Genomic DNA, 11,778 nt, shown 5'->3' with positions numbered 1-11,778 from the left:
AGGATTGCTATTTCATATTTTTTATTATCCCCTCCTGCAAGCTGGTCCGTTTCCCTGAGATACACCCCCTGTTGGCCACAGGGGGTGGCTCCGTCCGTTTCAGGAAACATTGTCCTAGCGCCGCGCCAGAAGCCGCTTTCACAAAGGTAAACGCTTGGCAACTTGGATTGGCGGCGCACACAAGTCGACAAGACTCTGGTGTGGGCTCCGCTCGCTGTGCGTAATCGCCGCCCGGACGGTCCCAGTCAACCTCAAATTGAAACGGCTGATTCTGTTTCGCGAGGATGTTCGAAAGCGTCTCGTTAAACTTCGACCGGCGCTCCATATACAGTTGCATCCGCATGGACTCAGTATCACCAACTGAACTGAGCTCGTTGAATGAGCCGAGTCCTGCTCGAGGGTGCGAGGAGGTAGATGCGGGTCCGTCAGAAGGCAGGGTTTCCACGACGCGGGAGCCGAGGCGTACGACCCCGGCTTCAGCGTAAAGGCTGTAGAGGCGATTCGTGCGAATGACCTCGCGTGAGCGAACGCCGTTGAACGAGCCAATCGCGTCCAGGGCTCGTCCGTCAGGCAAGAGGAGCAACACATGGGGCTCATCCTCCCGCTCGGAAAAGGTCACCGCAACAGGGGTAGCGATGTCGATGTCGTGGGCTTGTAACGCCGCCGTCAGGACGAAGGGCGAGGTGCCCTGTTCTGGCATCAGACGCACCTGTGATTGAGCGGTCGCGTCCACCACATATTGTCCAGCTGGAGCTAGGAGGCCCGCTCCATCGGCAGAGCTGAAATGGACCGGCTTAATAAGCTCAATGGTTGTCGCCCAAGTGGATGCGGTGGGAGGTGATGACGATGCCTCGCTCCTGCCGACCGTCTGTTCAGTGGCGCAGCCAGTGAATGTGACGGCACAGACGAAGAACAGGGGCAGGGCATGGTCTCTCACCTTCATGGAATACCTCCTGGCTCATACACCTCAAGCTGCCTGGCACATCGAGGGCTCTTGTGGACTGGTGACGGTAGGATCGAACTGGCCATGTCCACTGAATTTCTCACGTAATCTCCGTCCAGCGATTTCTCCCTCACCTCTCTGCCCGTGTAATGAGATCTTGTAATCCCGTTAGATCTAATGCACCAGGCACGAGTTCCGTACCGACAATGAAGCCCGGCGTACCATTGATACCAAGGTCTCGCGCTAGAGCGCGGTTACGATCGATCGCTGACTGCCATTCCGGGTTGGCCATATCGGTTTCAAGGCGTTTCGCGTCCAACCCGACCTCTCCGGCGATCGACAGGATCGAGTCTTTCGTGATATCGCCATTGGCGGCCAAGAGCGCTTCATGAAAGGCCTGATGTTTGCCTTGCGCCTTCGAGGCAAGCGCCGCTTTTGCTGCGAGTTCAGAGGCTTCGCCAAGAATCGGGAGGTCTTTATATACGACCTTCACTCGCGCATCGTCTTGTTGCAATTGCGTCACGGCGCCGGCCACGCGTTTGCAATAGCCGCATCGGTAGTCGAAGAACTCAACCAGGGTCACCTCCCCTGCTGGATTGCCGCTGACGGGCGACGCGGGATCATGCAATAAGTCGTTTTGCCTGGTGGCGAGGGCTATCTTTGAGCGTTGTCGCTCGTCTTCCAGCCGCCTCGCCTCTAAGGTTTGCAGCGATTGCTCGATGACTTCCGGATGTGTGCGAATGTACTGCTCGATTATCCGTTCCATGTCCTGCTTTGATGCGGGATCAGCTGAAGCAGCTGGTTCGGCAAACGACAACGACGGCGGCATGAGTAGAAACAGAGTCAGGACACAGATCGCTGACTCACTGCATCGGCGTGGCACAGACGTAAACTGCTCGATCATGGATGAGTCTCCTGTGATGGCATAGGCTCGGGAACCGGTGGTATCGGACATTGCACGCCACGAATGGTGCCGGAGGAGCGGATGATCCGACCGAGCAGGGCGGTGACAGAGCTGGCGGTGGGCGCCTCCCCTTCGCAGTTCGGCGCAGCACTCTGTTGGTATGCAGCTGCATGGTCTGAGAGAGATTGAGGTGTCATCCTGGTGGTGCTGGCAGGCTGCCCCCTACGCTGCTCCTCGTGCGTCTCGATTACAATTGGAGTATTGGAGGAAATCTCCGCCGCCTGGACGTGAGGAGAGCCGGCCAACAGACTCATGAACATGAATATACCCAGCACTGTCTGTATCATCGTGACCTTGGCATGGAGCAGACAAGCCTATTGGTTCTGGACAATAAGTCGGACGGATACTCAGAAAGGTTCGATAGATATAGGTATGGAGAAAGCGATACGCGAGGTTGTGCGATGGACGTTTCGACTCTCAAGTGAAGTCTCCTCAGAGCCGAGACATGCAACCTAGCGGAACACCGAGTTATGGGCCTGTAAGACAACAAGAATAGGCAATACATGTGCGCTGGGTCAATCGCTGCATAGGGCATCCGTCGTCGCTGTATTGGTTTTATGTCAGCATCTTCACTGGAACTCACATTTTCTGGATAGAGGCAGCGGCAGTTCCCCTCTCCAGCCTGGCACGATGCTGAAATGGAGAGGGCCCCTGCATGAGCAAGGCGCAGGAGTTCCGTGAGTCCGATCTCTCCTGGGCCACTTCACGCAAGACAGACCCCAGGGTGGATCCATTCGGCGTCGACCGCTAGAGGCGAGGGAGGGCCTTTTGGGCAACAGCCTTGATCTTGGCGGCAGCGGAAGGACCCTTCGGCATGCTCACTCCCAATGCCAGGTCTCCTTTTTTGGCAAAGAGTTCAGCAGAAAAATCTGAATACTGCTCGTTGAGGAACGCATCTTTCGCTACCTCAGGCACTGGGGCAGGTGATTTACCACCGAAGCTTTTTCGCATGGCATCGAAGTTTCCTTCGTGGAGATTGATCATGAACCAGCTCGAATCTTTCGCGACCGTATACTCACAGGACACTTCGCCTGAACTGGGGTCGGACGGCGTCGGTCCCTTGCTAATTTTCCCCACAATTTCTTCCAGTTCTGCGAGGGTGATGAGCTTACACGGATCGGGGATCGCACGTCCTGCAGAGAGGGGTGCTGCCATAAGACAGGCGAAGACTACGACTAGCCAACTGGAGAGAAACATACGACTCGTTGCTAAATGCATTGCAAGTCTCCTTCCTGTAGGGGCAAAAGGTTCATCCTGTACTATTTGTAGTGGTTGAACCTTGTCAAAGGAATTGAGCGAACCTCCATCCAAAGAGGGGGCATACAATATTGCCGCAAAGTGACGAAGTTCCTATTGGTCAAAGTGAATGAATCGACCGGCGATGAGCGCAGAAGCCGTGATCAACACTCCTCCTCTATGAGACTGGCTCGCGCTCCTGTGAGCTCATGCCTCAAGTTGCGCCATCATGCGAACGGGATCCCAATAACCCCACATCGTTTGAATGGCGCCACCGTCGTTGACTTCGAAGACATCGATGCCCTCACAAGTTGCCGTTTTCCCGTTAGCTGCGACTCCACGAGCCGTAAACTTCATGGCTGCGCGGTTGCCTGTGACGGCAAGAAAGTCTTCAGTAAAGCCAATTTCCGTGAATGCGGTCGTGACGGAGAGGAAATACGTTCGAAGCGCATCCTTCCCCTGGATAGGCGGCGACCCATAGGGATCGTAGCTGACGGCATCATCCGCAAAGCAGGCCAGCCAGGCATCGACATCCATCGCGCGCGTCGCGGCAAAATAACGGGCAATGAGCATCTGCATCGCCTCAGGCGTCATGAACGCTCCTTCATGAAATCTCACGGCAGGGTCATGTCTCGCGCTGACTGCTCCTACGCGGCATACGCCATGTTGGATCTACGCTGAATGATCTGCCGTGGAGAGATGCTGTTCAGCATGGTAGGAGCTACGGACAAGCGGACCTGATTCGACATGGGTAAAGCCGAGGGCCATCCCCTCCTCTTTCAAGACCGCAAAGTCGCTGGGGTCGTAGTACCGAGCAACGGGCAGGTGCTCTCTTGTCGGCTGAAGGTATTGACCGATGGTCATGATATCGCAACCGACGGATCGGAGATCGCGCATGACGTCGCGGGCCTCGTCAATGGTTTCTCCCATCCCGAGGATCAACCCGGACTTGGTGCGCATGCCCAATTGCTTCGCCTTGCCGAGGAGCTCGATCGAGCGCTGATATTTCCCCTGGGGCCTGAGGGAGGGGAACAAGCGTCTGACGGTTTCGATGTTGTGATTGAGAATCTCCGGCTTCTCGGCGCAGACCGTCGCGAGGGCAGTCTCATTCCCTTCGAAATCAGGAATCAAGACCTCAATCGTGCAGTGCGCATTGAGCTGCCTGGTTTGTCGGATTGTTTCGGCAAAGATGGCCGAGCCGCCATCTGCTAATTCATCCCGGTTCACCGATGTGATCACCGCATGTCTCAGGCCCAAGGCCTGAACCGCCTCCGCGACGCGTAGCGGTTCTCCATGGTCGATTGCCTTCGGTCGGCCAGTCTCCACTGAACAGTAGTGGCAGCGCCTGGTACAGATATCTCCCAGGATCAGGAAGGTCGCCGTGCGCGCGTTCCAACATTCCCAACGGTTCGGACAACGAGCTTCTTCGCAAATGGTATGGAGTTTGAGCCGGTCCATCGTCTGCTTGATGTCGAGGTAGTCCGGACCGGTTGTCGCGTGGACTTTGAACCAGGGCGGAAGGCGAGTGGAAGGGCTCACGGCTGAAGGCTGAAGGCTGAAGGCCTTGGATGATGATCGAAGCTGATCGAGAGGAATAAAGCTCATGGCTATGACGATTCGTGAGTAGCGCGGATACGAAACCGGTTCAAGATTCTCGCGATGAATCCAAATGGCTCCGGCGCTGATACCGGGTCGGGATACTCGACCCAGAGCTCTTGTGAACCGAGATAGACTCCGTTCCGAAAACTCATCTGGGTTCGTAGTTGCCGATATCCGTCGGAATGCAAGAGGTGAATGAGCCTGCGCAATGCGTCATCCTGCGACGAATGGAGATCCGTTTCTCGCAAGATCGTTTCATAACGCAGGATCGCTCGATAGCCTTCCTCCACCTGGACAAACAGGACTGGCCGGCTAAAGCCTCGCTCTCGGGCATCGAGCCCAGCCAACTGATGTTTGTCGAAGCGCTCCTCCATGTCGAATGCCGATCGACAGCTGTTAGTCCATGGCACGGAAGACGGCGACAAGATCGCTTAAGGCGACGGTCTTATTTTTAAGGATGGCCCGTTCCTCCTGGATCGCGTCGCGGGTCTTGGTATCTGCCGCGCCGCCCTTCAGACAGGATGCCCCCAACGCCAAAATACGATCGCAGTCCTGCGCGAGCGTATTCTTCACAACTGGATTGACGGCCAGGATTTCCATGAGTTGACGTCTGGTCTCGATCAAGTGACCTTGCAGCTCTGCGTCAGGATAACTCTTACGGGCTGCATCGTCATAGCAGCGGTCGAGGTATTGAGCCAGGAATACATACAGACGCGTAAGCGCGGCGGTTACATCAATGAGTTCTTGAGTGGAGGTTGCCATGATACGTGAGCCCCCTTTCCGAATAAGAGAGTTAGAGACGCACCTTCACGTCGCTGCCGTCGACCTGTACGTCATACCGTTCCACTTTCGCCGATGGATTGGCCACGCAGACACCAGTGGTGACATCAAATTGCCAACCATGCCAAGGACACGTAACGACGGACCCTTCGACATCCCCCTCGCCGAGCGGGCCGCCCCGATGGAGGCAGGTATTGTCGATGGCGTGATAGGTGCCGTCCACGTTGAACACCGCAAGGGTCTTTCCGTTCACTTCTGCGACGATCCCATGGCCCGGCTTCACATCGGTAGTCCCGGTTACTCGTACGAACTCTCCCATCGCCAGTCCCATCCTTTCGTCTGTCGATTATGATTTCGCAAATGGTTTCTTGAGTTTACTCAACAGGCTTTCGATCGGTGGAACCGCCGTTGTTGCCCCGGTGATCCCGGCTACAATTTTCTGTGCGATCTCACGAAACGCAGCCGATTGTGGAGAGGCTGGATCGGCCACGACGATCGGGTTGCCAGAGTCACCGCCGTCTCGAATCGCCGGGTCGATGGGCACTCGGCCGAGAAACGGGATACCCAGTGTCGCGGCAGCTCGCTCCCCTCCTCCGTGCGAAAATATTTCTGTCCGTTCGCCGCAATGGCCGCAGAGGAAGTAACTCATGTTCTCTACAATGCCGAGGAGTGGCACGTTCACCTTTTTGAACATCATCATGCCCTTGCGGACATCGTGCAGCGCCACTTCCTGCGGCGTCGTCACGGTGACGGCACCGGTCAACGGAACCAATTGCGTCAAAGTGAGCTGCGCATCTCCGGTGCCAGGCGGCAGATCGATGAGCAGATAATCGAGTTCGCCCCACAATACGTCGCGAAATAGCTGCTGAATAGCCGTGTGGATCATGGGTCCGCGCCAGACGACCGCCGTGTCTTCCGGGACGAAGAAGCCCATGGAGATGAGTTTCACGCCGTGACTTTCGGCGGGAACGATCTTGCCGTCTTTCTGTTCCGGTGGTTTACTCACTCCCATCATCATGGGAATGTTGGGACCATAGATATCCGCGTCGAGAAGTCCAACCTTGGCGCCAGTTAAGGCGAGAGCCACGGCCAGATTGACAGAGACGGTCGACTTACCGACCCCGCCCTTTCCGCTGCTCACAGCAACGACGTATTTCACGCCTGGAATCAGATTGTCTTTCCCGTGACCAGTCTGCGGTCCGGCAGGTTGTTCATCAGCCATGGAATACTCCTTCTCTAGAGGCACAGTCGAATTCAACTGGCTCTTGGGCCAGCCTCGCCATCATAAGCGAATAGGAGGGAGAAAGAAAATGGGCCTATTGTGCGAAGAGGAATGGCTCAATGGGGGAATCCATCGGAAACGATGGATTCCCAGGCAGTGAAGGTGTTGCAACCGGACTACCCGACGGTGGGATCGTTACGGCGCAGGTTGTGAGCCAATCCGAGCATCCAGAGGGTGTAAATGATCCACTTCGAGGGATCGAAATTGTACCACTTCGGTCCATTGCGAAAATCGCGGGCATAGGTGTGGTGAAAGTTATGATACCCCTCGCCAAAACTGACAAAGGAGATCAGCCAGCTATCGCGGCTGCTGTCCTGTGTGCCGTGGGGCTGTGTCCCGATCATGTGGCAGAGTGAGTTAATGGTGAAGGTCGAGTTCAACACCATGAACATGCGAAAGAGGCCTCCCAAGAGAAAGGCGGCAATGCCGCCCTGCCAGCTACCATGCCAGGCGACACCGAGGGCAAAAGGCAGCAGGAGTCCGGTGACCACGATGGGCCAGTAGTAGCGATGTTGCCACATCACGATTGGATCGCGGCGCAGACGGATCTCGTATTTCTCCGTACGATGGGGGGTATTATAAAAGAGCCAGCCGCAGTGGCTGTGCCAGAAACCCTTGGTCACGTTGTAGGGATCTTCTATTTGATCGGTCTTGGCATGATGGCGGATATGGTCGCCGCCCCACTTCAGGGCGGAGTTTTGAAGCGCCCACCCGCCGGCGACGAGGATACAGGCCTTGACCCAGTCTGGACATTCGAAACTCTGGTGCGACACCAGCCGATGATAGCCGACCGTGATACCCATGCCCGTGACGATGTACATCACAAAGGACAGGATCCAGTCAAAGAGGCTGAATCCATAATAATAGCCATAGAGTGGAATACCGACCACCGTGGCGGCAACGATCGCGCAAAACAGCACGAAATTTAACGGAACAAACACATCTTCGGTCAATGCGGTGTCGGTTGTTGTAGCAGCCATTCGATCTCCTTGGAGAGCTCTCCCTCGCTTCATCGAACCTCCTCATGGGGGGTGAAGCACTCAAACATCATACTTAATTTATCCAAATGTTTCAACAGAATGCGCAGAGTGTATACTGACGATGTCCCTGTATCTCACGGCGAGTGGGGTCTCGATGTCGACCGCTTCATCTCCTCTTGAATCAATCGTTCATCGCATCGGTGAACAGCTCGCTCGTCTCTCTGCCGGCCGAACTCCTACGGTCTTCACGCGCCACTGGTGGTCACACCAGGCCCTCAACCTGGCCATGCATGACAGTGCTTTTAAAACACAGTTATTTCGATTCATCGATGCCCTGCCATCGGTCATCGATGATGAACAGGTGGTGACCTTAGCTCGCGAATATTTAGGCGATGGAGAGACGCGACTCTTCGGCGCGCAATGGGGGCTCAACGTCCTTGCCTCCACCAGCCTGGGGGCTCGCCTCAGTGGTAAGGCCATCAGAAGCCAGGTTGAGCAGATGGCGAAGACCTTTATTGCCGGAGCGACGGTCGAAGATGCGAAGCCGCGATTGGCAGATCTATGGAAGGAGGGCCGGGCCTGGTCCGTCGATTTGTTGGGTGAGGCCACCATCAGCAACGATGAGGCTGATCGGTATCGCGACCGCTGCCTGAATGCCCTCACTCAATTGGCACGAGTCGCGGAGGTATGGCCATCGATCTCCCTATTAGAGCGCGACCATCTCGGGCCCATCCCACGAGTACAACTCTCGCTCAAAATATCCGCCCTCTCTCCGCATCTTGACCCGATCGACCCGGAAGGCAGCTACCGTTCAGTGGCGGCGCGGCTTCGACCCATCCTCGATCTGGCGATGCGCCTCCCCGCTTCGTTGATATTCGACATGGAGCAAGCCGATACAAAAACCTTGCTACTCGATATCTTCACCAGACTTTTGACCGAGCCTTCTTACACAAACTATCCTCATGCGGGTCTGGCGTTACAAGCCTACCATCGTGACACGACTCGAGATATCGAGGGTCTGCTGTCATGGGTTCATCGACGTGGGGTGCCCATCACCATTCGGCTGGTGAAAGGGGCCTATTGGGATTCGGATACCATCCGCTATCGGCAACGAGGCTGGGCTGTTCCGCTCTTTGAACAGAAGGCGGAGACGGATGCGAATTATGAGTCGCTGACGCAACTCCTCTTATCTCATCCGTCGCTTATTCGACCGGCCTTCGGCACACACAATCTCCGCACGCTGGCCTATATCGAGGCGGTTGCGGAGTCGCTCGGACTCTCTCCTGAGACCTGGGAATATCAGATGATCTATGGCATGGCCGAGCCCTTTCAGCATGCCATATTACAACATGGGCGGCGGCTGCGACTCTATACCCCGGTGGGCGATCTATTGCCGGGCATGGCCTATCTCGTCAGGCGATTATTGGAAAACACGTCGAATGAATCATTCCTCCGCAAGGAATATGTGGAGTCCCAGTCGCTCCGCAGGCAGTTATCACCGCCTGCTCTTGAGGAGCAACCTCAGACACCATCCCTCCCATCTCAGCAAGCCGACAAGCTGAAGTTTCGGAATGAACCACAGCGTGATTTTGCGCAGGCAGAACACCGAGCGGCCATGCAGCAGGCCCTGACGACCGTGCGGTCACAACTGGGCCGCCAATGGTCATCGTCGTTCCAGGGATTGCGCCTCACGGGGCCTCTCATTGAATCTCGTAATCCTGCCCGCCCTGATGAAGTCGTAGGTCGGTTGTCCAGCGCCAGTATGGCTGACGTTGAACAGACTGTAGGCCGGGCGATGCAGGCATGGGATTCCTGGCGTACCACCACAGCAACGCGGCGTGTGGAGATTTTGCGTGCAGCGGCCGCGCTCATGCGAATGCGGCGTCACGAGTTGGCTGCCTGGGAAATACTGGAATGCGGGAAGCCGTGGCGCGAGGCAGATGCGGATCTTGCCGAAGCCATCGACTTTCTGGAGTTTTATGCAGCGGACTGGATGAGGCTCGCTCCCCCAAGACAGTTAGGGCAGGAGCCGGGCGAACTCAACCAACGGGTCTATCATCCTCGTGGAGTCACCGCCGTCATTGCGCCATGGAATTTTCCATTCGCGATTCCTGCCGGCATGGTGTCGGCGGCACTCGTGACGGGAAATCCTGTCATTTTCAAACCCTCCGAACGTTCGCCCATGATGGGGCACTGGCTCACAGAGATTTTGCACGAGGCCGGTGTGCCTAAGGGGGTACTCAGCTGCTTACCTGGTGGGCCGGACATTGGACAGGCATTAGTCCACCATCCAGAGGTCGCCACGATTGTCTTTACCGGGTCGAAGGACGTAGGTCTTGCCATTTTGAAAGACGCCGGGACTCAGATCACTGGGCAACAGATGGTCAAGCGGGTATTTGCAGAAATGGGAGGGAAAAACGCGATCATCGTCGATGAGTCCGCAGACCTCGATGATGCGATTACCGGAGTGATCGCATCGTTCACCGGCTATGCAGGACAGAAATGCTCCGCCTGTTCGCGGGCAATCGTCCATGAGGCGATCTACGATAGTTTTCTGGTTCGCCTCAAAGAGGCGGTGTCGAGCTTGACGGTCGGAAATCCGGAAGAGCCTGGCACCCAGGTTGGGCCGCTGATCGATCGTCGAGCGCAGGCGAAGGTGCAGGATTACATCGAGATTGGAAAGAAGGAAGCCCGCTTGCTGGTGGAAGGGACTGTGACGGGACCTGGGTGGTATATCGGACCGACGGTCTTCGCCGATGTCGCGCCGACCGATCGAGTCGCCCAGGAGGAAATCTTCGGGCCGATTCTCGCGGTGATGAAGGCTGCCTCATTTCAGGACGCACTCACGATGGCGAATGCGACGGCCTATGCCCTCACCGGTGGCGTCTACTCACGAAGCCCCGTCAATCTGGAGTTGGCACGGCAACGGTTCGATGTCGGGAATCTCTATCTGAATCGTCCGATCACCGGTGCGTTAGTCGGCCGCCAGCCGTTTGGAGGCCATCGGCTCTCCGGAGTCGGAGCGAAGGCCGGAGGTGAAGAGTACCTGACGCAATTCGTCGTGACCCGTGTGATCAGCGAACAAACCCTCCGTCGGGGATTCGCGCCGGCCGAGTGAGGCCTTCGGTGGCTTGATCTTGTAGGATTCCAGCTCCTCGCTAATATCCGTGATCACGCCCCGGTCTTCCAATGAAGTGAGTTCCTGCCGTTCGACGTATTTGACCAATCCTACACCCTTCACAAACCAGGCGGTCATCACATCGGTGCCCTGTGCCGTCTTCTTCGACCCGGAGAGATGAATTTGCATATACATGCGCGCTTCCATCTTTACCGCGTCTTTGAAGGTGCCGGCCGGTACGGTCACTGACTCCTGCCCTACCACCGTAGAGTCACCCTGTGCGTCGACCTTTTCATTCTCGCCGTCACGATCCATATCGGTGCCAAAGTCCAGCCCTTTGCGGGTGAACTGCTGAAACGAGGTCGCCGCCTTCATGGGAAAACGCACGATCTGATAGGGCACGAGCTGTTTTTCCAAGGGCGTACCAGGCTCAGAACCGTGATAGACGATGCCAACACTGTCACGCCGGTAGAAACTGTCCGAGGGGCCATGGTTGCCTGGATTCGTATCGTGAAACATGGTGACCGTCATGCCCTTGATGGTTTTCGTACCGGTGACCGAAGACACGTTAGAGAAAAACCTATGTTCGATCGTTTGCAGCGGTCCCTCAGTAATCTGGCCGCTATAGTGCCATTCGTTCCCGATCTGATCGGGGAAATAGTCGGCGGACTGGGCAATCATACTGGCCTCTTCTGCTGCGAGTCGCTCTGACCAGGTGGCACAAGCGAACAGCAGGGCGGTTCCCAACATGATGGCCATTCGAGATCCAGGCGTAGTGAGCGACATGCGTGAAGTTCTCCACTGGTTGAGCGATCCCGTGACCGTACCATAGGAATCCTGGAGGCAGCAAGAAGATCGGCGTGTATTCCGGTCGAG

11 protein-coding genes are annotated in these 11,778 nt (G+C 56.3%); 1 reads left to right on the top strand and 10 read right to left on the bottom strand.

Features of this window, described 5'->3' with window-relative positions; all coding sequences use genetic code 11:
* Positions 1-7 precede the first annotated feature (7 nt).
* From Q8N00_01360 to Q8N00_01315, 10 genes are all read right to left on the bottom strand, one after another.
* Positions 8-943, bottom strand: a complete 936-nt coding sequence (locus Q8N00_01360) for a PAN domain-containing protein (protein ID MDP2381432.1) — start codon at positions 941-943, stop codon at positions 8-10.
* A 130-nt stretch (positions 944-1,073) separates the two neighbouring features.
* The gene (locus Q8N00_01355) at positions 1,074-1,847 is read right to left on the bottom strand and encodes a DsbA family protein (protein MDP2381431.1); all 774 of its coding nucleotides are present in this window, start codon (positions 1,845-1,847) and stop codon (positions 1,074-1,076) included.
* A gap of 807 nt (positions 1,848-2,654) precedes the next feature.
* Positions 2,655-3,125 (bottom strand): hypothetical protein, encoded by a 471-nt coding sequence (locus tag Q8N00_01350; GenBank protein ID MDP2381430.1) that lies wholly within the window; start codon positions 3,123-3,125, stop codon positions 2,655-2,657.
* A 225-nt stretch (positions 3,126-3,350) separates the two neighbouring features.
* Positions 3,351-3,737, bottom strand: a complete 387-nt coding sequence (locus Q8N00_01345; GenBank protein ID MDP2381429.1) for a nuclear transport factor 2 family protein — start codon at positions 3,735-3,737, stop codon at positions 3,351-3,353.
* A gap of 78 nt (positions 3,738-3,815) precedes the next feature.
* Positions 3,816-4,748: a lipoyl synthase gene (gene lipA, locus Q8N00_01340; GenBank protein ID MDP2381428.1), complete on the bottom strand. Its 933-nt coding sequence runs from the start codon at positions 4,746-4,748 to the stop codon at positions 3,816-3,818.
* 2 nt (positions 4,749-4,750) lie between these two features.
* Complete coding sequence (locus Q8N00_01335; protein ID MDP2381427.1) at positions 4,751-5,116, bottom strand: hypothetical protein; 366 nt, start codon at positions 5,114-5,116, stop codon at positions 4,751-4,753.
* A 22-nt stretch (positions 5,117-5,138) separates the two neighbouring features.
* Complete coding sequence (locus Q8N00_01330) at positions 5,139-5,504, bottom strand: hypothetical protein (GenBank protein ID MDP2381426.1); 366 nt, start codon at positions 5,502-5,504, stop codon at positions 5,139-5,141.
* A 31-nt stretch (positions 5,505-5,535) separates the two neighbouring features.
* Positions 5,536-5,841, bottom strand: coding sequence for a Rieske (2Fe-2S) protein (locus Q8N00_01325; GenBank protein MDP2381425.1), 306 nt, complete (start codon positions 5,839-5,841; stop codon positions 5,536-5,538).
* 27 nt (positions 5,842-5,868) lie between these two features.
* Positions 5,869-6,744: an Mrp/NBP35 family ATP-binding protein gene (locus Q8N00_01320; GenBank protein ID MDP2381424.1), complete on the bottom strand. Its 876-nt coding sequence runs from the start codon at positions 6,742-6,744 to the stop codon at positions 5,869-5,871.
* Positions 6,745-6,920: 176 nt separating this feature from the next.
* Entirely contained in the window at positions 6,921-7,784 is an 864-nt protein-coding gene (locus tag Q8N00_01315; GenBank protein MDP2381423.1) for a fatty acid desaturase, read from the bottom strand.
* A 154-nt stretch (positions 7,785-7,938) separates the two neighbouring features.
* Between Q8N00_01315 and Q8N00_01310 the strand changes: the two genes are divergently transcribed.
* Positions 7,939-10,902, top strand: a complete 2,964-nt coding sequence (locus Q8N00_01310) for a proline dehydrogenase family protein (protein ID MDP2381422.1) — start codon at positions 7,939-7,941, stop codon at positions 10,900-10,902.
* Positions 10,903-11,778: the final 876 nt, after the last annotated feature.

It is taken from the genome of Nitrospirota bacterium (assembly GCA_030684575.1).
In the GTDB taxonomy this organism is placed as follows: Bacteria; Nitrospirota; Nitrospiria; order Nitrospirales; family Nitrospiraceae; genus Palsa-1315.
This window is presented reverse-complemented; position numbering and strand designations above follow the sequence as displayed.